A 25,355-nucleotide genomic window follows, 5' to 3' on the forward strand; every position below is an offset into this window, starting at 1 on the left:
ATCGGCAAAAAGTGCCGTTTTAATCTGGCTCTTGCGTAAAACAGGCGCGTAAACGGGGATTCGTGACCAGCCACAGCAGCGCGACAATATCCGCCACCACCAGTGCAATCCCGATACCCGAAAGCGGCTCGCCGTACAGCCAGAGCAAGGGTTGCCAGACCAGAAGCACAAACTGCGCCAGGATCAGCAGCCAGCGAAGCGCGCGCCAGAAGCGCGGAATGGCTTGCCGCCGTCCGCTGCACAGAAACGCCAGGACCGCCGGTACGCCCGGCAGTAACCCCAGCCAGAACGCATCGTGATCGGGATAAAAGAGATTCAGTAACGTATCGCCCTGCCCGCGCGACGCGCCAGCCATCACGAACAGCACCCAGGTTCGGGCCTGCAACAGCAGAACGCACCAGAACAAAAAAGGCAGACGCAGACGACCGTGAACGTCGTAGTCGCCAGGGTGGAACTCAGTACTCTTCATCTTCGATCAGGCGCTTACCCAGCGTCAGTACATCCGCGTGCTCGTAGCCCAGACGTTCATACATGCCCAGCACCACGTCGTTATCTTCCCGGACCATAATCTGGATTTTCGGGCAGCCACGGGCGATCAGTTTCTTTTCCAGACGGTTAAGCAGCGCGTTGGCGATGCCGCGCGCGCGGTATTCCGGGTGCACGCCCAGATAGTAGGCCGAGCCGCGGTGGCCGTCGTACCCACCCATCACCGTCCCGACCACTTCGCCGTTGACCTCAGCGACCAGAAACAGACTGACGTCGTGATTCACCTTCCGTTCGATGTCCATTTCCGGATCGTTCCACGGACGCAGCAGATCGCAGCGCTCCCAAAGGGTGATCACCTCTTCGAAATCTTCCTGGCGAAAAACGCGTATCTCCATGGTATTAACCGCCTTTTCGGGTTTAAAAACAGTGATTATGGCGTGAACAGGGCGTTTAGCCAATAACCGGGGAAAAACTCGCCAAAATTTGGCATAATGTCACTTTGTCACGTATTGAAATGAAAAGTAAAACAATTCTCAATAAGGACTGTCGTAACGGGAAACACGATACGATATAACACCAGGACCCCAATTTTTACAATTCAGGCCGCATGAGCACATTCAAACCATTAAAAGCACTCACATCGCGTCGTCAGGTTCTCAAAGCGGGGCTGGCGGCCTTAACGTTATCGGGTATCGCAAAGCAGGCTCAGGCAAAAGAAGAGAGCACGCTTAAAACCAGTAACGGACACAGCAAGCCGAAAACCAAAAAAGCTGGCGCAAAGCGTCTGGTCATGCTCGATCCGGGCCACGGCGGGATCGACACCGGCGCCATTGGCCGAAACGGGTCGAAAGAAAAACACGTCGTGCTGGCAATTGCAAAAAATGTGCGCGCAATTTTACGCAGCAACGGTATTGACGCCCGCCTGACGCGCACGGGCGACACGTTTATCCCGCTGTACGATCGCGTGGAGATTGCCCACAAGCACGGCGCAGACCTGTTTATGTCCATTCACGCGGATGGCTTCACAAACCCTTCCGCCGCAGGCGCCTCGGTATTTGCGCTCTCCAACCGTGGCGCCAGTAGCGCCATGGCGAAATACCTCTCCGATCGCGAAAACCGGGCGGATGAAGTGGCCGGGAAAAAAGCCACCGACAAAGACCATCTGTTGCAGCAGGTTCTGTTCGATCTCGTGCAGACCGATACCATCAAAAACAGCCTGACGCTCGGCTCGCATATCCTCAAACGGATTAAGCCCGTGCACCGTCTGCACAGTAAAAGCACCGAGCAGGCCGCGTTTGTGGTGCTGAAGTCACCGTCTATTCCGTCCGTGCTGGTGGAAACCTCGTTCATTACCAACCCGGAAGAAGAGCGTTTACTCGGCACTAAGGCGTTTCGTCAGAAGATCGCGAACGCCATCGCCTCCGGGGTCATCAGTTATTTCAACTGGTTCGATAATCAAAAAGCGCACTCCAGGAAACGTTGATGAAACCGAATGCACAGCTGGTCAAAACTTTCCTGATGCAGCTCCAGGACGCGATTTGCCAGAAACTGACCGCCGCAGACGGCGGTGAATTCCAGGAAGACACCTGGCAGCGCGAAGCGGGCGGCGGCGGGCGCAGCCGCGTGCTGCGTAACGGCGGTATTTTTGAACAGGCCGGGGTCAACTTCTCCCACGTCCACGGTGATGCAATGCCAGCGTCCGCCACGGCGCATCGGCCTGAACTGGCGGGCCGCAGCTTCGAGGCGATGGGCGTATCGCTGGTGGTGCATCCGCATAACCCGTTTGTGCCAACCAGCCACGCCAACGTGCGCTTTTTCATCGCGGAAAAACCGGGAGCCGATCCGGTCTGGTGGTTTGGCGGCGGTTTCGACTTAACGCCTTACTATGGCTTTAAAGAGGACGCCGTGCACTGGCACACCACCGCGCGCGACCTCTGCCTGCCGTTTGGCGAAGACGTTTACCCGAAATACAAAAAGTGGTGCGATGATTATTTCTATCTGAAGCATCGCGACGAGCAGCGCGGCATCGGCGGGCTGTTCTTTGACGATCTCAACACGCCGGATTTTGATACCGCGTTCAGCTTTATGCGCGCGGTGGGTGAAGGCTTTACCGACGCCTATCTTCCGATTGTCGAACGCCGCAAAGACACCGACTACGGCGTGCGCGAGCGTGAGTTCCAGCTCTACCGTCGCGGGCGCTATGTGGAGTTTAATCTGGTGTGGGATCGCGGGACGCTGTTTGGCCTGCAAACCGGCGGGCGCACGGAGTCCATTCTGATGTCGATGCCGCCGCTGGTGCGCTGGGAATACAGCTACGCGCCAAAAGAAGGCAGCCCGGAGGCTGCCTTGAGTGAGTTTATTAAGGTTCGGGACTGGGTTTAACCCTTACCCCTCACCCCGGCCCTCTCCCCAAAGGGGCGAGGGTGAAAAGACGGCTCAGAGCAGTCCCCTCTCCCCTATGGGGAGAGGGTTAGGGTGAGGGGCGAGGGCAATAAATTACAGCGGCTGCGTCTGCGCCTCAACCACCGCCAGCGCCACCATGTTGACGATACGACGCACGGAGGCAATCGGCGTTAACACATGCACCGGTTTTGACACCCCCATCAGTACCGGCCCGACGGTCACACCTTCAGAACTCGACACGCGCAGCAGGTTGTAGCTGATACGCGCCGCTTCCACGTTCGGCATAATCAGCACGTTCGCCGAGCCTTTCAGCGGGCTGTCCGGCATACGTTCATTACGAATACTCTCCACCAGCGCGGCGTCGCCGTGCATCTCGCCGTCGATCATCAGCTCCGGCGCACGCTCGCGCACCAGGTCCAGCGTCTGGCGCATTTTGCACGCCGCCGCGGATTTGGATGACCCGAAGTTTGAGTGCGACAGCAGCGCCACTTTCGGCTCGATACCAAAGCGGCGCACGGTTTCCGCCGCCATCACGGTGATTTCCGCCAGTTCGTCCGGGGAGGGATCGTCGTTGACGTAGGTATCGGCGATAAAGGTGTTACCGCTTGGCAGCAGCAGCGCGTTCATTGCGCCGGCAGTATGGACGCCCTCGCGATAGCCGAAGATCTCCTGTACCACGCTGAAATGCTCATGGTACTCGCCGATGGTGCCGCAGATCAGCGCATCCGCCTCACCGCGATGAACCATGATCGCGCCGATCACCGTGGTGTTGCTGATCACCGCCCGCTGCGCCTGCTCCTGGGTGATCCCGCGACGCTTCATGATCGAATAGTATTCGTTCCAGTACTCTTTGAAGCGCGGATCGGATTCGTTGTTAACGATCTCAAAGTCCACGCCCGGCTTTATTTGCAGGCCGAGCTTCTGAATACGCATCTCGATCACGCTCGGACGACCAATCAGGATCGGTTTCGCCAGCCCTAAGGTGATCAGCTCCTGCGTGGCATGCAGCACGCGCGCCTCTTCCCCTTCCGCCAGCACCACGCGCTTCGCGTCGGCGCGCGCCTGGGAGAAGATCGGCTTCATAAACAGGTTGGTTTTGTAAACGAACTCGGTGAGCTTATCGACGTACGCGTCGAAATCCTGAATCGGACGTGTCGCCACGCCGGAGTCCATCGCCGCTTTGGCCACCGCTGGCGCGATCTTCACGATCAGACGCGGGTCAAATGGTTTAGGGATGATGTAGTCGGGGCCGAAGCTCAGATCCTGATCGCCGTAGGCGGAGGCCACCACTTCGCTCTGCTCGGCGTGCGCCAGCTCTGCGATAGCATGAACGGCAGCCAGCTTCATCTCTTCGTTGATCGCCGTGGCGCCGACGTCCAGCGCCCCACGGAAGATGAACGGGAAGCAGAGCACGTTGTTCACCTGGTTCGGGTAGTCCGAACGTCCGGTGCAGATGATAGCGTCTTCACGCACCGCCTTCGCCAGCGGCGGCAGAATTTCCGGCTCCGGGTTCGCCAGGGCCAGGATCATTGGCGCGCGCGCCATCTTCTGCACCATCTCCTGGGTCAGCACTTTCGGGCCTGAACAGCCGAGGAAAATGTCAGCACCGTCAATCACGTCTTCAAGCGTGCGCTTGCCGTCGTCTTCCACCGCATAGGCCGCCTTGGTTTCCGCCATGTTTGGCTCGCGGTCTTTGTAGATCACGCCCTTGGAGTCGCAGACCACAATATTGTGCTTCTGCATGCCCAGCGCCACCAGCAGGTTCATACAGGCGATGGCCGCGGCGCCTGCGCCGGAGACCACCATGCGCACGTCGGAGAGATTTTTCTCCACCACGCGCAGGCCGTTCAGAATGGCGGCGGTACTGATAATCGCCGTGCCGTGCTGGTCGTCATGGAACACGGGAATGTTCATACGCTCGCGCAGCTTCTGCTCGATATAGAAACATTCCGGCGCTTTGATGTCTTCCAGGTTGATGCCGCCGAAGGTCGGCTCCAGCGCCGCCACCACGTTGATGAATTTATCCGGATCCAGTTCGTCCACTTCGATATCGAAGACGTCGATACCGGCAAATTTCTTAAACAGAACGCCTTTCCCTTCCATCACCGGCTTACCAGCCAGCGCACCGATGTTCCCTAACCCCAGCACCGCCGTACCGTTAGAGATAACGGCCACCAGGTTGCCGCGCGCGGTGTATTTGTACGCTGCCAGCGGATCTTTTTCGATTTCCAGGCACGGAGCAGCCACGCCCGGCGAGTAGGCCAGCGCCAGATCGCGCTGGGTCGCCAGCGGTTTGGTCGGGGATACCTGGATTTTACCCGGAACAGGAAACTCGTGAAAATCGAGAGCGCTTTGTTTTAACTGATCATCCATCTTGTTATTCCTTTCACGTTTCGGTCAAAAAGGGTGATGTCGACGTTCCTATGCACACCCTGGTGTGCCGCATAGTATCGCCGCAGGCAGGCTCCTAAACTTTGAAGGCTGCCAAACTCTCACCATTGCAGAATAAAAATTGTTATCAATTTATAACAGCCATGTTACCCGTCTCAGAAAGCAATGCCTCCCCCGTCTGCTATGCTTTTTTGTTAAGTCCATCATGATTTTCTCAGAAGTGTGAACTAACGCACTCGACTAACTCTTTTATTTCCAAGGAGTAATTATGAACCAGCTAGACGGCATCAAACAATTTACCACCGTGGTTGCAGACAGCGGCGACATCGAGTCGATTCGTCACTACCAGCCGGAAGACGCGACCACCAATCCCTCTCTGCTGCTCAAGGCGGCCGGTCTTGCGCACTTTAGTCATCTGATTGATGACGCCCTTGCCTACGGCAAACAGCGCGGGAAAACGCAGGAACAGCAGGTCGCCGAAGCCAGCGACAAGCTGGCGGTCAATATCGGTGCGGAAATTCTTAAAAGCATACCGGGACGCGTCTCTACCGAAGTGGACGCCCGCCTCTCGTTTGACCAGGAAAAGAGCATCAACAAGGCCCGCCGCATAGTGGAACTCTACCAGGAGCAGGGAATCGATAAGTCACGCATTCTGATCAAGCTTGCGTCTACCTGGGAAGGCATCCGCGCGGCGGAAGTGCTGGAGAAAGAGGGGATCCACTGCAACCTGACGCTACTGTTCTCCTTCGCCCAGGCGCGTGCCTGCGCCGAAGCGGGCGTGTTCCTGATTTCACCGTTTGTCGGGCGTATCTACGACTGGTATCAGGCGAAACAGCCAATGGATCCGTACGTGGTGGAAGAAGATCCTGGCGTAAAATCGGTGCGTAATATCTACGATTATTACAAGCAGCATCGCTACGAGACCATCGTGATGGGGGCCAGCTTCCGCCGCACCGAGCAGATCCTGGCGCTCGCGGGCTGTGACCGTCTGACCATCTCTCCTGACCTGCTGAAAAAGCTTCAGGAGAGTGAAGAGACGGTGATCCGCAAGCTGGTACCGACCTCTACCGTTCTGCCAAAACCGAAACCCATGACCGAAGCGGAATTCCGCTGGGAGCACAATCAGGATCCAATGGCCGTGGAAAAACTGGCAGATGGCATCCGCCAGTTTGCCGTCGACCAGCGCAAACTCGAAGATCTTCTCGCCGCCAAACTTTAACCTTGCCACGGAGTGAACTATGTCCCGTAAAGAGCTCGCCAACGCCATTCGCGCCCTCAGCATGGATGCCGTACAAAAAGCCAATTCCGGCCACCCTGGCGCCCCCATGGGTATGGCTGATATTGCCGAAGTGCTGTGGAACGACTTCCTGAAGCACAACCCGACCGATCCGACCTGGTACGATCGCGACCGTTTTATTCTCTCCAACGGTCACGCCTCGATGCTGCTCTACAGCCTGCTGCACCTCTCCGGCTACGACCTGCCGCTTGAGGAGTTAAAAAACTTCCGCCAGCTGCACTCCAAAACGCCGGGCCACCCGGAGATCGGCTATACGCCGGGTGTTGAAACTACTACCGGCCCGCTGGGCCAGGGGCTGGCGAATGCCGTCGGCCTGGCGATTGCAGAGCGTACGCTGGCCGCGCAGTTCAACCAGCCCGACCACGAGATTGTCGATCACTACACCTATGTCTTTATGGGTGATGGCTGCCTGATGGAGGGGATCTCCCACGAGGTCTGCTCGCTGGCGGGCACCCTGGGGCTGGGCAAGCTGATTGGCTTCTACGATCACAACGGTATCTCCATTGACGGGGAAACCGAGGGCTGGTTTACCGACGACACGGCAAAACGCTTTGAAGCCTATCACTGGCACGTGGTTCACGAGATCGACGGTCACGATCCTGAGGCGGTGAAAAAAGCGATTCAGGAAGCGCAGAGCGTGAAGGACAAACCGTCCCTGATCGTCTGCCGCACCACCATCGGCTTCGGCTCGCCGAACAAAGCGGGTAAAGAAGAGGCGCACGGCGCGGCGCTGGGTGAAGAGGAAGTGGCGCTGACCCGCCAGAAACTGGGCTGGAAACACCCGGCCTTTGAGATCCCAAAAGAGATCTACAGGGCCTGGGATGCTCGCGAAACAGGTGAAAAAGCGCAGCAGGCCTGGAACGAGAAGTTTGCTGCCTACAAAAAAGCGTATCCGGAGCTGGCGGCCGAATTTAACCGCCGCATGAGCGGTGGCCTGCCGGAAGACTGGGAAGAGAAAACTCAGGCGCTGATTGAAAACCTGCAATCTAACCCGGCGAAAATTGCCACCCGTAAGGCGTCACAAAACACCCTGAACGCGATTGGCCCTGTCCTGCCCGAACTGCTGGGCGGCTCGGCGGATCTGGCGCCAAGTAACCTCACCATCTGGTCTGGCTCTAAATCCCTGAAGGAAGACATTGCCGGAAACTATATCCACTACGGCGTGCGCGAGTTCGGGATGACCGCCATTGCCAACGGTATCGCCCACCATGGCGGCTTCGTGCCGTACACCGCCACTTTCCTGATATTTGTCGAATATGCCCGTAACGCGGCGCGTATGGCGGCCCTGATGAAGGCGCGGCAAATCATGGTGTATACCCACGACTCCATCGGACTGGGTGAAGATGGGCCGACGCACCAGGCGGTAGAGCAGCTGGCGAGCCTGCGCCTGACGCCAAACTTCAGTACCTGGCGTCCGTGCGATCAGGTTGAAGCGGCTGTGGGCTGGAAGCTGGCCGTAGAGCGCCATAACGGACCCACAGCGCTGATCCTGTCGCGCCAGAACCTGGCGCAGATCGAGCGCACGCCGGAGCAGGTGAAAAATATCGCCCGCGGCGGGTACATCCTGAAAGACAGCGGCGGTAAACCGGACGTGATCCTGATTGCCACCGGTTCAGAGGTGGAAATCACGGTAAAAGCGGCCGAGAAACTGACCGCCGAGGGTCACGCGGTGCGCGTGGTTTCCCTGCCTTCAACGGATATCTTTGATGCCCAGGATGACGCGTACCGCGAATCGGTGCTGCCTTCAAACGTCGCGGCGCGCGTGGCGGTTGAAGCTGGCATTGCCGACTACTGGTACAAATATGTGGGTCTGAAAGGGGCGATTGTCGGCATGAAGGGTTATGGTGAATCCGCCCCGGCCGATAAGCTGTTGCCGTACTTCGGCTTTACCGTTGAGAACGTGGTGGAGAAGGCGCTGAGCGTGCTGTAGTACAGTCTTCGTGCCCGGTGGCGGCTACGCCTTACCGGGCCTACAAATCGCTAAAACGTAGGCCGGGTAAGCGACAGCGCCCTACCTTGTGATCCACAGCGTGGGCCAGGCATCTGGCCCATTCCAGTTATCGCAGCTTGGCTCTTCCGCGTAGCGCACCAGGCGGAAGCGCTGGCCGTTAAAACGCCAGCGGGTCTGGATCCCACAGTCGCCAATCCCGCGTCCCAGTGCCAGCGTGGTCAGCTCGCGCGTTTTTTCATCGAAGCTGGCATTCATCAGCTCCATGTCGCTACTCTGGCTGGAAGGGGTAAACGGCAGGCGCAATCTCACGCTTCTGGCAGCAAACGGTTTTTTACGCGACACCAGCCACGCCAGATCGACGGTGTTGTACGCCCCCGCCTCACAGCTGATGATCATCAGCGCTTTGTCATCGGTCAACGCGGTCACGCGCACTTCACGCCGGTTCGGATCGAGGGAGCACTGGCTGTGGTTCATGCGCCAGGTACCGTAATCCAGCAGATCGTTAAGTTCGTTATGCGTCAGCGGCGTTGGCGTGGGGTTCACCACTGCCACCTTTTTTAATGCCGGCGCAGGCGGCACGCTCAGCGGTGGACTATCCCCTTTTTTAATCCATGCCGTTTCACTTCCGACGCGTTTTTGCTGGGCATCAATAAACAGCAGCGCCGCTTTCAGACCGGCCAGAGAGATCGTCTGCTTCCCCTCGCGCAGGGTCAGCGCCTGCCCCTCCTGAATGGTTTTCAGAAACGTGGTGATGGTGCCCGTATCGTCTGTTTTAAGATGCCAAGGGGTTAACTGCCAGTGTTGCGACGTGAGCTGAAGCGGCACATTGTCGAGCAGCAGGCGCGGGGCAATGTCAGGCTCTTTCACCGGAGGCGTCGAAAGACCGCCGAGATCGATGCGCAGGCTGGCGTCCGTTTTTGCCCCCGCACTGCGGCTCAGCGTCATGACCAGACCGCGATGCTCGCCGGTGTTGCGCGCTACGCAGAAATTCTGGTTATTGCAGGTCACCTGCCAGTCTGAAAAAGACTGCTGCGCAGGCGCAGCCCACACCAAAGGTGCGGGAAGCACGCAAATGAAGAAGAGAAAAAAAACGCAGTAGCGCATGAACGGCACAGCCCCGGAAACGAATAGGTCAATCTGGGGCGTATCTTCGTGCCCTGGGCGGGCTGGCTCAATCGGATTTATCGGATAGATTTATCTGAAATACAACTTATCACGCTACCGACGCAGCATTCATCAAACCGCGGGTTTGCAGATACTGCAACAGGATCACCGCTTTACCGTCGCGGATCTCGCCGCTTTTCACCATGTCGACAGCCTGAGCGAAAGGCATTTCCAGCACTTCAATGTCTTCATCGTCCACGCCACCGCCCCGGTGCGTGCGCTGGGCATCGGTGTACTCCGCAATGAAGAAGTGAACCAGCTCGGTAACCCCGCCAGGGGACATAAACAGCTCAAAGACTTTCTGCACCGCCCCCACCTCAAAACCCGTCTCTTCAATGGCTTCTTTGCGGATACACACTTCCGGCTCATCGTCGTCCAGCAGACCTGCACAGGTTTCAATCAGACGTCCGTCCGCGTTGCCATTGACCCATGTCGCGATGCGAAACTGGCGGATCAGCACCACGCTTTGCTTTTCACGGTTATACAGCAGAATGGTTGCACCATTGCCCCGGTCGTAGACTTCGCGTTTATGGCGAATGACGTCCCCGCTCTTACGGGTGAGATCGTAAGTGATGTTACGCAGGACAAAGTAATTTTCAGAAAGGATTTTGTCTTTAATAACGGTAATGTTCAGGGACATACGGGCTCCACGGCAAAATGAGTCTGTTTATACTACGCCGTGATGCCCGCTTTGTCGCCCGTCTGCGTTAATGCATATTGCGCGGCGGCACGCCAAGCCAGTCCATGATCCCCTGCGCGGCATGGCGCCCTTCCGCCATCGCGGTGACCACCAGATCCGCACCACGTACCGCATCACCGCCAGCAAAAATCTGCGGATTCGAGGTCTGGTAACGATAACGGCTCTCCACGGAGGCCCTGATGCGCCCCCAGTCGTCGGTGTCGACGCCCTGCGCCTGAAGCCACGGCATGGCGTGCGGATTAAACCCAAACGCCATGATCACCGCATCCGCTGGCATGACAAACTCACTGCCCGCCACCGGGACAGGACGACGCCGCCCCTGCGCATCCGGCTCGCCCAGACGGGTGCGCAGCATCCGGATACCGTTGACCTTCCCGTCGGTATCCAGCGTGAGCTCAACCGGCTGGACATTAAATTCAAACGCCGCGCCCTCTTCTTTCGCGTTTTTAACCTCTTTCTTTGAGCCCGGCATGTTGGCCTCGTCCCGCCGATAGGCGCAGGTTACTTTCGCCGCGCCATGTCGCAGCGCGGTGCGCACGCAGTCCATCGCCGTATCGCCCCCGCCCAGCACCACCACGTTTAACCCCTGCGTGTCGATAAACGGCTCGTCTGCGGCAGGATCAAGGCCCATCACGTTCCGCGTGTTCGCCACTAAAAACGGCAGCGCGTCGTACACGCCCGGCGCGTCTTCATGAGGGATACCTGCTTTCATGGAACGATAGGTCCCTACGCCGATGAACAGGGCATCGTAGTCGTTTTGCAGTTGGACCATCGACACGTCTTTTCCCACCTCGCAGTTCAGCTCGAAGCGGATACCCATCGCGCTGAATATCTCTCTGCGCCGCGCTAACAGGGATTTATCCAGCTTGAAGGCCGGAATACCAAAGGTCAGCAATCCGCCGATTTCTGGATGGCGATCGTAGACCGTCACACCGACGCCGCTGCGCACCAGTACGTCGGCGCAGGCCAGCCCTGCCGGACCGGCACCAATGATGGCGACGCGCTTACCGACCGGTTTAACGTGGCTGACGTCCGGCGTCCAGCCCATCACCAGCGCCCGATCCGAGATATATCGTTCGATATTACCGATGGTTACCGCCCCTGACGCATCCCGCAGGGTGCAGGCGCCTTCACATAATCGATCCTGTGGACAGACGCGGCCGGTAATTTCCGGTAAACAGTTAGTCTGGTGAGAAAGCTCAGCCGCACCGATGATATCCCCCGCCCTGATCCGCTCAATCCACTGCGGAATATGGTTATGCAGCGGGCAGGTCCACTCGCAAATGCTGTGGTCGCCACATTTCAGGCACCGGGATGCTTCGCGCTGCGCCTGTTCCGGGCGAAACGGCAAGTAGATCTCGTTAAAATGGCCGGCGCGCGCGTCGGGGCTGAGCTTATCCGGCTCACCGCGCGCCGGGGTGTTTTGCATCTGTTGCCGTTTGGTTTGCGGAGGGGCTGATTGAACCGCCTCGCTGTGCCACGGCAGCGCGTCCAGCCTTGCGCTGCGCTGTCGGCGCTGTTTAACCAGCTTATCCAGCACGGCTGGGGTGGCGAGCGTAAGCACCTCCGCCGGGCAGTTTTCAACGCAGGCCGGGCCTTGCGGCCTTTCCAGGCAGAGGTCGCATTTGTGCGCCGAGGCCTTTACGCTGTCGTTTTCAAGCGGGGTGATCAGCATGTCCATCGTGCCAAACGGGCAGGCCACCACGCAGGCTTTACAGCCAATGCATTTTTGTTGATTGACCTGTACGCTGTCGCTGTGTTGCGTGATGGCTCCGTTCGGGCAGCTTTGCGCGCAGGGCGCATTTTCACAGTGGTGGCAGGTCACTGGGCTTTTTCGCAAGCCAGAGGTAAGGACCGTAATGCGGGGATGAAAATGGCGCTCGCTCAGCGCGTGCTGCTCCCCGTTGTGCGCCATCACACAGGCAACTTCGCAGGCGCGACAACCGATACACTGTTGAGCGTTGGCCATAATAAAACGATTCATAACAACACCTGTTTTTGGTTCAATAACCTTATTCTTTCTATTGTTATCGTATTTACCCACAGTGGCATGGCGACGCAATGTTCAAATGCCCAGAAAGGCGAACTATTTCCAGTGAACCTGTGGCAGATCAATTTAATTCAGGAAGCTGATGAGTGACCGTTAAACGCCCCGTATCGGGAAGCCTGGCTCGGGCTTTCTTTTCGATGATTGTCTTGTCCGTTCTGATCAGCGCCATTGCGCTGGTTACACTCGCCAGCAGCCAGCGCGACGCCGAGGCGATTAACATCGCCGGATCGCTGCGCATGCAGAGCTACCGCCTGGGCTACGAAATGCAGCGCGCCAGCCCGTCACTGGCAGAGCACCGCGCGGTCTGGCAGAAAACGCTGAGCGCGCCTGCGTTGCAGAAGCTCAACCGCTGGTATGTGCCAGAGGACGTCAAACAGCGTTACCAGCAGTTGCAGCTTGGCTGGCAGGAGATGGACACGCGTATCGCCAGCGGCGATACCGGGTGGTATCAGAGCCACATAGAGGATTTTGTGGGCCGGATAGATGCCTTTGTGCTGGCGCTACAGCACTACACCGAACATAAGATTCAGCTGGTGATTTTCATGTCGCTGACGGGCGGCCTGGGCATCCTGCTGCTGGCGGTGATGACCCTGCGGCGCATCCGCCGTCAGGTTGTGCTGCCGCTGAATAATCTGGTGGCAGCGAGCGAGCGTATCGAACAGGGGCAGTTCGATACCCCCGCGCCGGATATTATGCTTCCCAACGAGCTGGGCCAGCTTTCCCGCGCCTTCAACCATATGTCGGCGGAATTACACACCCTGTACCGTTCCCTGGAGCACTCCGTTGCCGAAAAAACCCGCCACCTGAATGAAGCGCATCAGCAGCTTGAAATGCTGTTCAAATGCTCACAGGCGTTGAATACCGGGCAGATAGACAGCCACTGCTTCCGGCATATTTTGCAAATTGTGCATGACTATACGCAGATGAATTACCTGCAATTGCGCACCAGTGACGACTGGCAGCTTTACGAAGGACAGGAGTCCCCGGGTGAGAAAATGCACAATTTACCGGTATTAATGCAGGACACCCTGTACGGCGAACTGCGCTGGCAAAGCGCGACCGGGGATGTTCCGCTGCCGCTCATGGAAAGCGTGGCGACGATGCTGGGCCGGGGGCTCTATTTCAATCAGGCGCAGAAACATTATCAGCAGTTGCTGCTGATGGAAGAGCGCGCCACCATCGCGCGTGAGCTACATGATTCTTTGGCGCAGGTGCTCTCCTATTTGCGTATTCAGCTTACGCTGCTGAAGCATGCCGTGCCGGGCGACAATGCCCCGGCGCAGACCATCATTACGGACTTCTCCCGCGAGCTGAATAACGCCTGGCATCAGCTACGCGAGCTGCTCACCACCTTCCGCCTGACGCTCAACCACGCCAATCTTCCTGCCGCGCTACAGGAGTCTCTCGACGGTTTGCAAAGCCAGACCAGCGCGAAGCTGGTGCTTGACTGCCGTCTCTCATCGCTTGCGCTGGACGCGCAAAAACAGGTGCACCTCTTACAGATTGTGCGTGAGGCAGTGCTGAATGCGATTAAACATGCCGACGCCAGCGAGATTGTGGTCATCTGCGTCACCACCGCGGACGGTACTCACACGGTCACGATCCGCGACAACGGTATTGGTATCGGCGACGCCAGTGAACCGCCGGGGCATTACGGGCTGAATATCATGCGCGAACGCGCGGGACGGCTCGGCGGAACATTACACTTTTCTCAGCCGCCACAGGGCGGTACACAGGTCAGCGTGACGTTCCGGACACCTACGGCGCAGGCTGAAAAATAGCGGGAAAGAAGGCGCGCTGAAAAAAGCGCATGATAATTTACATTATCTCCTTTATTTCTCCACGTTTGACCTGGGCCTTACCGCTAAAGTTAGGCGGGCAATAAACAATAATGACGTGCAGCAAAACGAGGTCACATTTTAATGGCGAATTTTTTCATCGATCGCCCCATTTTTGCCTGGGTGCTAGCAATCCTGTTGTGTCTGACGGGTGTCCTGGCGATTACTTCCCTTCCTGTTGAGCAATACCCCGACCTCGCCCCCCCTAACGTGCGTATCACGGCGAACTACCCTGGCGCCTCGGCACAGACGCTGGAAAATACCGTCACGCAGGTTATCGAGCAGAACATGACGGGTCTTGATAACCTGATGTACATGTCCTCGCAGAGCAGCGCCACGGGCCAGGCGACGGTAACCCTGAGCTTTACGGCGGGCACGGATCCGGACGAAGCGGTGCAGCAGGTGCAAAACCAGCTGCAATCGGCCCTGCGTAAACTGCCTCAGGCGGTGCAGAACCAGGGGGTGACCGTGCGTAAGACCGGTGACACCAATATTTTGACCATCGCGTTTGTTTCAACCGATGGCTCGATGGATAAGCAGGACATCGCGGACTACGTCGCCAGTAATATTCAGGACCCGCTCAGCCGTATCAACGGCGTGGGTGATATCGACGCCTACGGCTCGCAGTATTCCATGCGTATCTGGCTGGATCCCAACAAGCTGAACAGCGTGCAGATGACCGCCAAAGATGTCACCGACGCTATCGAATCGCAGAACGCTCAGATTGCCGTGGGGCAGCTCGGTGGTACGCCGTCCGTGGATAACCAGGCGCTTAACGCCACCATCAACTCCCAGTCGCTGCTCCAGACGCCTGAACAGTTCCGCAATATTACTCTGCGCGTGAATCAGGATGGTTCCGAAGTGCGTCTGGGGGATGTCGCCACAGTGGAAATGGGGGCGGAAAAATATGACTACCTGAGTCGCTTTAACGGCAATGCCGCGTCCGGCCTGGGGGTGAAACTGGCCTCCGGTGCCAACGAAATGGCGACCGCGCAGCGGGTATTAGAGCGTCTGGATGAGCTGTCGCATTACTTCCCGCACGGACTGGAGTACAAAGTCGCCTACGAAACCACCTCATTCGTAAAAGCCTCCATCGAAGATGTGGTGAAAACCCTGCTCGAAGCTATCGCGCTGGTGTTCCTCGTGATGTACCTGTTCCTGCAAAACTTCCGCGCCACGCTGATCCCCACCATTGCGGTGCCGGTGGTGTTGCTGGGAACCTTTGCGGTGCTGTATGCCTTCGGTTACAGCATCAACACCCTGACCATGTTTGCCATGGTGCTGGCCATCGGCCTGCTGGTAGATGATGCCATCGTGGTGGTGGAAAACGTCGAGCGCATCATGAGCGAGGAAGGGCTTTCGCCCCGCGAGGCCACGCGTAAATCGATGGGGCAAATTCAGGGTGCGCTGGTCGGTATCGCCATGGTGCTGTCGGCGGTATTTATCCCGATGGCGTTTTTTGGCGGCACTACGGGCGCGATTTATCGCCAGTTCTCGATCACCATCGTCTCTGCGATGGTGCTCTCCGTACTGGTGGCGATGATCCTTACCCCTGCTCTGTGCTCGACGCTGCTCAAACCGCTGCATAAGGGCGAACACCACGGTCAAAAAGGCTTCTTCGGCTGGTTTAACCGCATGTTTAACCGAAATGCGGCGCGCTATGAAGCGGGCGTGGGTAAAGTACTGCACCGCAGCGTGCGCTGGATGGTGGTTTATGTCCTGCTGCTCGGCGGCATGGTCTTCTTATTCCTGCGGCTGCCAACCTCGTTCCTGCCGCTGGAAGATCGCGGCATGTTTATCACCTCCGTACAGTTACCGAGCGGCTCGACCCAGCAGCAGACCCTGAAAGTGGTGCAGAAGGTTGAGAACTACTTCCATACTCAGGAGAAGGATAACGTGGTCTCCGTCTTCTCCACCGTCGGCTCTGGCCCTGGTGGTAACGGGCAGAACGTGGCGCGTATGTTTGTGCGCCTGAAAGACTGGGACCAGCGCGACAGCGATAGCGGCTCCTCCTTTGCCATCATTGAACGTGCAACTAAAGCGTTCAACAAAATCAAGGAAGCGCGCGTTTTCGCCAGCAGCCCGCCCGCTATCAGTGGCCTGGGCAGCTCAGCCGGATTTGATATGGAGCTTCAGGATCACGCGGGTGCCGGGCATGACGCGTTGATGGCAGCTCGCGATAAACTGCTCGAGCTGGCCGGGAAAGATCCGCAGCTTACCCGCGTTCGTCATAACGGTCTGGATGACAGCCCTCAGCTACAGGTGGATATCGACCAGCGTAAAGCGCAGGCGCTGGGCGTCTCCATCGACGACATTAACGACACCCTGCAAACGGCATGGGGCTCAAGCTACGTGAATGACTTTATGGATCGCGGTCGCGTGAAAAAGGTCTACGTTCAGTCTGCTGCCAAATACCGCATGCTGCCGGACGATATCAACCGCTGGTATGTGCGCAATAACACCGGCGGCATGGTGCCGTTCTCGGCGTTTGCGACGTCACGCTGGGAGACCGGTTCGCCGCGTCTGGAGCGTTACAACGGCTATTCGGCGCTGGAGATTGTCGGTGAAGCCGCGCCTGGCGTCAGTACCGGTACCGCAATGGACATTATGGAAAAACTGGTTCAGCAGTTACCGACCGGCTTTGGCCTGGAGTGGACGGCGATGTCCTACCAGGAACGGCTTTCCGGCGCGCAGGCGCCTGCCCTGTATGCCCTGTCGCTGCTGGTGGTGTTCCTCTGCCTGGCGGCGCTGTATGAAAGCTGGTCAGTGCCGTTCTCGGTAATGCTGGTGGTACCTCTCGGGGTCATCGGCGCACTGCTGGCAACCTGGATGCGTGGCCTGGAAAACGATGTCTATTTCCAGGTCGGACTCCTCACCGTAATCGGATTGTCGGCGAAAAACGCCATTCTGATCGTCGAATTTGCCAATGAGATGAATGCCAAAGGTCACGAACTGATGGCCGCCACGCTGCACGCCTGTCGTCAGCGCCTGCGCCCGATCCTGATGACTTCTCTGGCGTTTGTATTTGGCGTCCTGCCGATGGCCACCAGCTCCGGCGCAGGCTCCAGCAGCCAGCACGCGGTGGGAACGGGCGTTATGGGGGGAATGATTTCCGCGACGATTCTGGCTATCTATTTCGTACCGCTGTTCTTTGTGCTGATACGCCGTCGTTTCCCGCTGAAGGATAAGCCGGAATAACCCGTTGAAATAAAAAAAGGCGGCTTTACAGGCCGCCTTTTTATTGTGTGATTCTTTCACACTATGGTTATTTTAGTTAATTAAGTGCTCTTGCATTTCTTACCGGAAATTCATTTACGAAGCATGCCTTCGATAAAATCTTTCCAGTTCCCCAGTTCATGTTCAATCATAACAACCTCTCTTATTATTATGTGCATTCTACGAAAACGTATCATCATTGTGAAGTCACTTTAACCGATTGCTGTGATTGAGCCCCGCTGTGCTGGTAGGTTTAGGATCACTATGAGCGTTGCCGGGTAAATTTTATGTGACCTACAGCAATATTTTGAAATAGTCAGAAAAATGACAGCATTTTTAATTTCCCCCTGAGTTTATTGGCAATTTATACAGAGTGGACAACTATGCTTAAAAGATGGAAGACTATTCAGCTTACAGCTGTTCGTTGAATTATGGAGAATTGTAAATCACGAAAAATTCCGAATGTGTTATATTCCACTTAAGGATATATCTTCGAAAATATTGAACATTTAATCCACACAAGAACAAAAGGATTCACTATGGTTGTGATGTACGGCATTAAGAATTGCGATACGATTAAAAAAGCCCGCCGCTGGCTGGAAGCACACAACATCGACTATCGCTTCCATGATTACCGTGCCGACGGGCTTGACCCCGCGTTTCTCCATTCCGCCATCAACGAACTGGGCTGGGAAGCGCTGCTGAACACCCGCGGGACCACCTGGCGAAAACTGGATGAATCTCTCCGGGCCACGATCAACAACGCCGACAGCGCAGCCAAACTGATGCTTGAAATGCCGGCAATCATCAAACGCCCATTGCTCTGCAAGCCAGGTCAGCCTATGCTGCTGGGTTTCAGTGAAACCCTTTATTCAGATTTATTCGTTGAGGTGTAGTCTATGTCATGCCCGGTCATTGAGCTGACTCAGCAGCTTATTCGCCGTCCTTCCCTTAGCCCGGACGACGCAGGTTGTCAGGCATTAATGATTGAGCGCCTGCGTGCCATCGGTTTTACCGTCGAGCACATGGATTTTGGCGATACGCAGAACTTCTGGGCATGGCGCGGTCAGGGGGAGACGCTGGCGTTTGCCGGACATACCGACGTAGTTCCCGCAGGCGACGCAGACCGCTGGATCAACCCGCCTTTTGAGCCAACCATCCGCGACGGCATGCTTTTCGGACGCGGCGCTGCGGATATGAAAGGTTCCCTGGCTGCGATGGTCGTGGCGGCAGAGCGTTTCGTCGCCCAGCATCCGAACCATAAAAACCGTCTTGCGTTTTTGATTACCTCCGATGAAGAAGCCAGCGCCCACAACGGCACCGTGAAGGTCGTTGAGGCGCTGATGGCGCGCAATGAACGTCTGGACTACTGTCTGGTGGGCGAACCGTCCAGTACCGAAGTGGTGGGCGATGTGGTGAAAAATGGCCGCCGTGGATCCCTGACCTGCAATTTGACCATTCATGGCGTGCAGGGCCACGTTGCCTATCCGCACCTGGCGGATAACCCGGTACACCGCGCCGCGCCGATGCTGAACGAACTGGTGGGCATTGAATGGGATAAAGGCAACGAATTTTTCCCGCCAACCAGCATGCAAATAGCCAACATCAAGGCCGGCACCGGCAGCAACAACGTCATTCCCGGCGATCTTTTCGTCCAGTTTAACTTCCGCTTCAGCACCGAACTGACCGACGAGATGATAAAAGCGCGCGTGATTGCGCTGCTAGAGAAATACCAGCTGCGCTATACCCTCGACTGGTGGCTGTCTGGCCAGCCGTTCCTGACGCAGCGCGGTAAACTGGTGGATGCGGTAGTGAACGCCATCGCGCACTATAATGAGATTAAGCCACAGCTGCTGACAACGGGCGGCACGTCTGACGGACGCTTTATCGCCCGCATGGGCGCACAGGTTGTCGAACTGGGTCCGGTTAACGCGACGATTCACAAAATCAATGAATGCGTGAACGCTGCCGATTTACAACTGCTGGCCCGCATGTATCAACGTATTATGGAGCAGCTCGTCGCCTGACGGGTGCTTAAAGAGGATTAGCGAATGGACTGGCTTTCAAAGTACTGGTGGATTCTGGTGTTGGTATTTCTGGTAGGCGTGCTGCTTAACGTGATTAAAGATCTCAAGCGCGTTGACCACAAAAAGTTCCTTGCCAACAAACCGGATCTTCCGCCGCACCGTGATTTTAACGACAAGTGGGACGATGAAGACGACTGGCCGAAGAAGGACCAGAAGAAGTAATCGCTCTGTTTCCCCTCTCCCTAGGGAGAGGGGAAACCTCACATAAACTCGACGATATCATCATCATTCGGCTTACCGCCGCTGAGCGCTTCATCAAAGTAGTGCTTAGGTACGGTATAACGCAGATGATTGAGCGCGAACTGCATGCTGCGATCGTCAATGGCATGCCCCAGATCGTCCACGATATCCAGCGTCACATCCCCGCCCTCGCGCATCAGCGTCTCCTGGGCCGCAACCGCATGCGAAAGCTCAATTACCCGGTCTTCACCCCCATGAATGAGATGGATCGTGGTCTGCGTGGTCGCGCTTTGCGGTAACGTCGCAAAACGCCCATTGAAGGCAATCACGCGGGACACCAGTCCGGGCTGCGCTTTTACGCTTTCCAGCGACATGATTGAGCCCTGAGAGAAGCCAATCAGCGCTGTTGCATTGGCACCTACGCCGCTCTGCTGCTGCCAGTAACGCACGGTATTGATAAAGGCTGGCATAACGGCATCAATACGTGCCTGACGATTTTCCTCCGTCACGCCCTCGACGGAAAACCACTGCCGCCCGTCCGGACCGCAGGGCTCCACGCCGCCGATACTGACGATCAGCGCGTGTGGGAAAACGGGTGCAAACCAGCTGCCAATCTGTCCCATATTGACGGCATTGTCGCCCACGCCATGAAACAGAAGCAGTAGCTGTTTAGCAGGTGTATCCGGGCTTTGCACAACAAAATGGTCATGTTTCATGGCGATCTCCTTAATTGTTAAGCAGGATTTTACGCCTCTGCGGGGTAATGACCATGCCACTTTACTGAAGAAGTCATTGAAAAAATTGCCATTGCAAAATGTCGGCTTTCAGCCGCTGGCTACGGGAGTAATCAAGCCTTTCAAGCGCGTGAGCGGTTTCCTCGCGTAGCTTCGCCAGCAACGCTTTGCGCCCGAAATCGTGCGTATTCCCTTCCATTTTCCCGCGCAGCGCCGGGAGCGGCATATCCACGGCTAACAACAATCGCGTTAGCGCCGCAACCGAGGTTGAAAACGCCCGGTGCGCAAAGGCAAACCCCGCCAGCTCCAGCCAGTCGTCACTATTAAGGGTAGCTTCCCATGCATCCATCACCGGGATCTTTTCGCCATTCCAGGCCGACAGGACGCGCATATCACGACATAAACGCTGATGCGCCTCTTCGCAGAGCTGATGCCCCGCCTCGCTCAGCGGCAGCAACGCCATCGCCGTATAGCACCCGCTGCTGGCCTCCCGGTGGCTGCCCATTCGCACCAGCACAAACCCGCACTGCCGCCAGAAACGCCACAGCTCGTCGGTATAGCCAAAGCTGACCGAGAGATAATCTTCTCCGCTGGCACTGCGGATCAGCCCCTGGCCGATGCCTTCCCGCTGGCGATGAGGATGAACCGCAATACGGCTGACGCGTCGGCCTTTCAGCGTCGCCGCGAGAGGCGAACCGCCGTGCGCCGCCAGCGACTGTGCCACCAGATTTCCACGCGGCCGACGAAATCCCGCCCACACCGCGCGACTAAGCTCTGGGGATAAGCCGCCCTCCTCCACCAGCCAGAGAGCACCGGCGAGGGTTGAGTCGGTTTCAGCAACGGTAAAATGCTGTCCCGGCGCGTCCATCATCCGGCGTAAATCGAGGGGGGACGTCCGGTAGTGCGCGGCACACAGCAGTTCATACACGCCTGCCCCGCGCGCCGGATCGCTCTCCCACACCCCGGGCTCCAGCGACGTTAAACTTACCTCCCCTGCCGGTTTGCGATCGATAAGCGCATCGTCGAACAGCAGCGCGTTCGCCACGATTCGCTCAAGAGGACATCCGGCAGCACAGCGTACAGGAGTTGATAAGGTATATCGCCGCAGACCGCTGAACCGGGCGCAGAACTTCAGCAGGAATCCCCTGCCCGTGCCTTCATAACCCTGCACCGTAGTGGTCAACAACACGCGGGGAAAGCGCATCGTCAGTTTCTCGAGCAGCGGGCCGGGGATGGCGGCCGCCTCATCGACAATCAGCCAGTCAGCTTCTGTTGTGGAGGCCAGCAGCGCATCCGGGGCCATAAAGTGAAAATGTTCCCCGGCGAAACGCGCGATGACATCCGTCGCCCCTTTTGCCGGTGCGGTCACTACAGCACTACCCTGAATGCCGTTGAGCAACATGCCCGCCAGGGCGGACTTTCCTCGTCCGCGCGGGGCCGTCACGGCAGCCACGCCAGCAGGCATGGTCAGAAGCGCGTCGAGGATCTCAGCCTGCTCGCGCTGCGGTTCACCGCTGGCGGGCTGCCAGGCGGGTAAATCTGGCGCAACGGGAAGGCACAGCGGACGATGTTGATGCCAGACGATAGCATCTGAATCGGCGGCCAGCGTCCGGCAAAAATGGTAAACAAAGTGCGGGGTGGCGATCGGCTCGGCGCTGTCGCTCCAGCGTAGAGAATCCGCGTCGGGCCTGTTAGCCCAGACGGAGAACGGCGGCACCAGCAGCACCAGAAGGCTTCCGGCGCGCAGGGTCCCGCTGAGGGCGGCGAAGGCCGAGACGTCAAACCCGCGACGCGCGTCAAAAACGGCGTGCAGATATTCACGTCCCAGCAGGCCGCTGATGGCCTTAGAGGGGTTTTCCTCCAGCCACAGCCAGTCTCCTGGTAACGTATCGCGCAGGATGGTCGCCTGGCTCAACGTCCACGCTTCATCGCCGCTAAGCACCACCAGCCGGCGGTGCCCGGTACGCTGAAGCTGGTTAACCAGCTGTTCAACCCCCAACATCACATAGCTTTGCCGAAGGTATTACACTGCGACGGGTTGCCGCTGTCAAAGCCACGCTTAAACCAGCTGTAGCGCTGCTCTGAGGTGCCATGGGTAAAGCTGTCCGGCACAACGCGCCCCTGGCTTTGCTGCTGCAAGCGATCGTCACCAATCGCCTGTGCGGCATTCAGGGCCTCTTCCAGATCGCCTGTTTCCAGCACGCCCTGCTGCTGCATGCTGTGTCCCCAGACGCCAGCGAAGCAGTCGGCCTGAAGCTCCATGCGTACGGAGAGATGATTCACCTCCGCCTGAGACGCATTCTGCTGCATCTGACGCACTTTAGGTTCAATGCCGAGGAGCTTCTGCACATGGTGGCCGACTTCATGCGCGATCACGTAGCCCTGGGCAAAATCGCCGTCGGCGCCCAGCTTGCTTTTCATGTCGTCATAGAAGGAGAGATCGATATAGACGGTGCTGTCCGCCGGGCAGTAGAACGGCCCCATAACGGACTGCCCGGTGCCGCAGCCCGTGCGGGTTGCTCCCCGGTACATCACCAGTTTTGGCGGCTGATAAGTCCGCCCCATTTTCTCGAACTGCTGACCCCAGGTATCTTCGGTCGTCGCGAGAATAACGGAAGTAAATTTCGCCGCTTCATCTTCATTCGGGCTGATGGAGCGCTGAGAATACTGCTGCTGTTGCCCGGTTTCACCAGTCATCAAACCGGTCAGGTCGACACCGTAGTAGCCCGCTACCAGCACGACGACCAGCAGAATAATACCGCCCTTGCCGCTGGGTAACCGGAAACCTGGCCCGCCCATAGACGGCCCACCGCCACCACTGCTGCGTCTGTCTTCTACGTTGTCACTTTCACGACGCCCTTGCCAGCGCATAAACACCTCGAACTATTCCATTTATAATAGCTATGATCGTAGGCGGTTAATGAAAGGATTACCATAGTAAACAAGGATAAGACGCCAAAGGATGCCAACATCCTTTGGCAAATGCGCAGTTTAGTCGAGCTTAACGCCTAAACGGTGAGCAACCGCTTCGTACGCTTCGACCACGCCACCCAGACTCTGGCGGAAACGGTCTTTGTCCATTTTATCCAGCGTCTCTTTGTCCCACAGGCGGCTGCCATCAGGAGAGAACTCGTCGCCCAGCACCACTTCGCCTTTGTACAGACCGAACTCCAGCTTGAAGTCGACCAGGATCAGGCCCGCGTCATCAAACAGCTTTTTCAGCACGTCGTTGGCTTTGTAGGTCAGTTCCTGCATGCGCGCCAGGTTCTCTTTGCTGACCCAGCCGAAGGTTTCGCAGTAGGATTCGTTGACCATCGGGTCATGCATGGCGTCGTTTTTCAGGAACAGATCGAACAGCGGTGGATTCAGTTCGATACCCTCTTCAATGCCCAGACGCTTCACCAGGGAGCCTGCGGCACGGTTACGGATCACGCACTCAACCGGCACCATATCCAGTTTTTTTACCAGACATTCCGTATCGGACAACAACGCTTCCATCTGAGTCGGGATACCGGCTTCGGCCAGTTTGGTCATAATGAAGTGGTTGAACTTGTTGTTCACCATGCCCTTACGATCGAACTGCTCAATGCGTGCGCCGTCTCCTGCTGACGTATCATTGCGGAATTCGAGCACCAACAGATCCGGGTTTTCCGTGCTGTATACGGTTTTCGCTTTGCCACGATACAACTCAGCTTGCTTCTGCATCTTCATTACTCCTGGTGTGATGATTTGTATTCAAAACTGGCTATATTATGCCACGCACACGTTTGCGTGGCACGAAAATAAAAAGGGCTGGATTAACCAGCCCTCACTATTATTTGCTGAATGCGGCCTGGAAGGCAGCGACCAGCGCATCGTTCTGCGCCTGGGTCAGCGTGTGTCCTTTCGGATCGATAAACTGCAGGCTGCTGCGGTTATCGAGGTCGCCGACCTGGATTTTGTAGTCACCGGAAGGCAACTGTGGATCGCTTGCCCCCAGCTCCTGCCAGGCACTTTCAGACAGCGGCTTATAGGTCGCTGTGATGCTGCCCGTTGAACGGGTGCTGTCGGTCACCTTCATGCCCACTTTTTCCAGCGTGGCTGGCAGACGCTGCCAGGTCTGGTTAAACGGCGCACGCACCACCAGCATTGGCAGGCCGGTATCGTCTGCACCGCTCTGCACGTCAAACGTTGAGCCGTTACGGTTCTGCGCGGCGTTTGCGGCATCAGCAGCGTTCTTATCCAGACCCGCTGCAATCACGTTCAGCATTTCGGTACTGTAGCGCTGCATGGCGGACGGATCGGCAACCGGTTTACCTGCCTGCTCAAGATTCAACAGCTTAACGGTAACCGCCTGCTGATAACCCTGCGGCTTAACGGAGACTTGATAACGACCACGATACTGCTGGTCTTCATCGAGACGGTTCCACTCAATCCAGTCGGTGGTTAAGGTCTGGCTGGCGTCGTCGCGTTTATCAATCGTATAGTTTTTCGACTGAATGACGCTCACAACCTGCGGCCACAGCGTGGTACCGCGTGCGCTTTCCACCAGCAGAGAAGCTGTATCACCGGTGAACTGCGTGCGCGCGCCACTCACCAGCGCCAGAGGCTGAGCTGGCGGACGAATATCGAGCGCTTTACCCACCAGGCCGCTGCCGTTGGTAACCGGAATATTATAATCACCGTTCTGGATCGGCAGGATCATGCCGGCAGGCGCGTGAAGTTCAGCAAGCGGCGGCGCATCCAGATAGGATTCATCACCGCTCACCTGGCGCTTGTAGCGCGAGTCTGAACTACAGGCAGCGAGGAGCATAACAAGCGAAACACCCGCAACCTTGGCCAGGCGCGACTTCTGTACTGAATAAGCCATCAAATCTCC

21 protein-coding genes are annotated in these 25,355 nt (G+C 57.2%); 9 read left to right on the top strand and 12 right to left on the bottom strand.

The annotated features are described in order from the left end of the window. Positions 1-19: 19 nt before the first annotated feature. Both ACQG2Q_RS16705 and ACQG2Q_RS16710 read right to left on the bottom strand, forming a co-directional pair. A complete protein-coding gene (locus ACQG2Q_RS16705) occupies positions 20-469 on the bottom strand; it encodes a DUF2919 domain-containing protein (protein ID WP_023306669.1) in 450 nt (149 codons plus the stop codon). Further along, positions 456-881 carry a GNAT family acetyltransferase gene (locus tag ACQG2Q_RS16710; protein WP_003861292.1) on the bottom strand — a complete coding sequence of 142 codons (426 nt, stop codon included), beginning with the start codon at positions 879-881 and terminating at the stop codon, positions 456-458. Before ACQG2Q_RS16710 ends, ACQG2Q_RS16705 begins: the two co-directional genes overlap by 14 nt. Before the next feature lie 212 nt (positions 882-1,093). On the opposite strand from ACQG2Q_RS16710, the gene amiA reads away from it, so the two are divergent. After that, entirely contained in the window at positions 1,094-1,969 is an 876-nt protein-coding gene (gene amiA / locus ACQG2Q_RS16715) for an N-acetylmuramoyl-L-alanine amidase AmiA (RefSeq protein WP_023306670.1), read from the top strand. Continuing rightward, positions 1,969-2,868: an oxygen-dependent coproporphyrinogen oxidase gene (gene hemF / locus ACQG2Q_RS16720; protein WP_022648957.1), complete on the top strand. Its 900-nt coding sequence runs from the start codon at positions 1,969-1,971 to the stop codon at positions 2,866-2,868. Before amiA ends, hemF begins: the two co-directional genes overlap by 1 nt. Before the next feature lie 114 nt (positions 2,869-2,982). Here the strand turns inward: hemF and maeB are convergent, their stop codons facing one another. After that, a complete protein-coding gene (maeB, locus tag ACQG2Q_RS16725) occupies positions 2,983-5,262 on the bottom strand; it encodes an NADP-dependent oxaloacetate-decarboxylating malate dehydrogenase (RefSeq protein WP_058647009.1) in 2,280 nt (759 codons plus the stop codon). 286 nt (positions 5,263-5,548) lie between these two features. Here maeB and tal point away from each other — a divergent pair, with 286 nt between their 5' ends. Together tal and tkt are read left to right on the top strand one after the other, a co-directional pair. Beyond that, positions 5,549-6,499, top strand: a complete 951-nt coding sequence (gene tal, locus ACQG2Q_RS16730; protein WP_022648959.1) for a transaldolase — start codon at positions 5,549-5,551, stop codon at positions 6,497-6,499. Positions 6,500-6,518: 19 nt separating this feature from the next. Continuing rightward, positions 6,519-8,507 carry a transketolase gene (gene tkt, locus ACQG2Q_RS16735; protein WP_063849939.1) on the top strand — a complete coding sequence of 663 codons (1,989 nt, stop codon included), beginning with the start codon at positions 6,519-6,521 and terminating at the stop codon, positions 8,505-8,507. An 81-nt stretch (positions 8,508-8,588) separates the two neighbouring features. On the opposite strand, the gene ACQG2Q_RS16740 is transcribed toward tkt, so the two are convergent. The 3 genes from ACQG2Q_RS16740 to aegA form a co-directional block, all read right to left on the bottom strand. Next, on the bottom strand, positions 8,589-9,632 hold the full coding sequence (locus tag ACQG2Q_RS16740) for a DUF1176 domain-containing protein (protein ID WP_032623811.1): 1,044 nt from the start codon (positions 9,630-9,632) through the stop codon (positions 8,589-8,591). 109 nt (positions 9,633-9,741) lie between these two features. Further along, entirely contained in the window at positions 9,742-10,332 is a 591-nt protein-coding gene (gene nudK, locus ACQG2Q_RS16745) for a GDP-mannose pyrophosphatase NudK (RefSeq protein WP_032623810.1), read from the bottom strand. Positions 10,333-10,399: 67 nt separating this feature from the next. After that, entirely contained in the window at positions 10,400-12,376 is a 1,977-nt protein-coding gene (aegA, locus tag ACQG2Q_RS16750; RefSeq protein ID WP_074169636.1) for a formate-dependent uric acid utilization protein AegA, read from the bottom strand. A gap of 152 nt (positions 12,377-12,528) precedes the next feature. On the opposite strand from aegA, the gene narQ reads away from it, so the two are divergent. Continuing rightward, positions 12,529-14,223 (top strand): nitrate/nitrite two-component system sensor histidine kinase NarQ, encoded by a 1,695-nt coding sequence (gene narQ, locus ACQG2Q_RS16755; RefSeq protein WP_063849933.1) that lies wholly within the window; start codon positions 12,529-12,531, stop codon positions 14,221-14,223. Between the two features lie 141 nt (positions 14,224-14,364). Further along, positions 14,365-17,478 (top strand): multidrug efflux RND transporter permease AcrD, encoded by a 3,114-nt coding sequence (gene acrD / locus ACQG2Q_RS16760; RefSeq protein ID WP_022648965.1) that lies wholly within the window; start codon positions 14,365-14,367, stop codon positions 17,476-17,478. 110 nt (positions 17,479-17,588) lie between these two features. Here acrD and ypfM read toward each other — a convergent pair whose 3' ends face one another. After that, positions 17,589-17,648 carry a protein YpfM gene (gene ypfM, locus ACQG2Q_RS16765; protein WP_100181659.1) on the bottom strand — a complete coding sequence of 20 codons (60 nt, stop codon included), beginning with the start codon at positions 17,646-17,648 and terminating at the stop codon, positions 17,589-17,591. A 387-nt stretch (positions 17,649-18,035) separates the two neighbouring features. Here ypfM and ACQG2Q_RS16770 point away from each other — a divergent pair, with 387 nt between their 5' ends. Genes ACQG2Q_RS16770 through ACQG2Q_RS16780 form a run of 3 tightly spaced genes read left to right on the top strand, consistent with a single transcriptional unit; the run spans position 18,036 to position 19,745 of the window. Further along, complete coding sequence (locus ACQG2Q_RS16770; RefSeq protein ID WP_045309148.1) at positions 18,036-18,392, top strand: ArsC family reductase; 357 nt, start codon at positions 18,036-18,038, stop codon at positions 18,390-18,392. 3 nt (positions 18,393-18,395) lie between these two features. Continuing rightward, complete coding sequence (dapE, locus tag ACQG2Q_RS16775; RefSeq protein WP_017383496.1) at positions 18,396-19,523, top strand: succinyl-diaminopimelate desuccinylase; 1,128 nt, start codon at positions 18,396-18,398, stop codon at positions 19,521-19,523. Positions 19,524-19,547: 24 nt separating this feature from the next. After that, entirely contained in the window at positions 19,548-19,745 is a 198-nt protein-coding gene (locus ACQG2Q_RS16780) for a YpfN family protein (protein WP_000383991.1), read from the top strand. 38 nt (positions 19,746-19,783) lie between these two features. Here the strand turns inward: ACQG2Q_RS16780 and ypfH are convergent, their stop codons facing one another. The 5 genes from ypfH to bamC form a co-directional block, all read right to left on the bottom strand. Then, positions 19,784-20,479 carry an esterase gene (gene ypfH, locus ACQG2Q_RS16785; RefSeq protein WP_063849931.1) on the bottom strand — a complete coding sequence of 232 codons (696 nt, stop codon included), beginning with the start codon at positions 20,477-20,479 and terminating at the stop codon, positions 19,784-19,786. Positions 20,480-20,552: 73 nt separating this feature from the next. Beyond that, the gene (locus ACQG2Q_RS16790; protein WP_096216823.1) at positions 20,553-22,499 is read right to left on the bottom strand and encodes a tRNA(Met) cytidine acetyltransferase TmcA; all 1,947 of its coding nucleotides are present in this window, start codon (positions 22,497-22,499) and stop codon (positions 20,553-20,555) included. Then, entirely contained in the window at positions 22,499-23,368 is an 870-nt protein-coding gene (gene ypfJ, locus ACQG2Q_RS16795) for a KPN_02809 family neutral zinc metallopeptidase (RefSeq protein WP_022648970.1), read from the bottom strand. The genes ACQG2Q_RS16790 and ypfJ overlap by 1 nt, the downstream gene beginning before the upstream one ends. Before the next feature lie 120 nt (positions 23,369-23,488). Then, on the bottom strand, positions 23,489-24,202 hold the full coding sequence (gene purC, locus ACQG2Q_RS16800; protein WP_001171626.1) for a phosphoribosylaminoimidazolesuccinocarboxamide synthase: 714 nt from the start codon (positions 24,200-24,202) through the stop codon (positions 23,489-23,491). A gap of 109 nt (positions 24,203-24,311) precedes the next feature. Continuing rightward, positions 24,312-25,346, bottom strand: coding sequence for an outer membrane protein assembly factor BamC (gene bamC / locus ACQG2Q_RS16805; protein WP_022648971.1), 1,035 nt, complete (start codon positions 25,344-25,346; stop codon positions 24,312-24,314). Positions 25,347-25,355: the final 9 nt, after the last annotated feature.

The organism is Enterobacter cloacae complex sp. 370H10, from assembly GCF_050031535.1.
GTDB classification, from domain to species: Bacteria; Pseudomonadota; Gammaproteobacteria; order Enterobacterales; family Enterobacteriaceae; genus Enterobacter; species Enterobacter intestinihominis.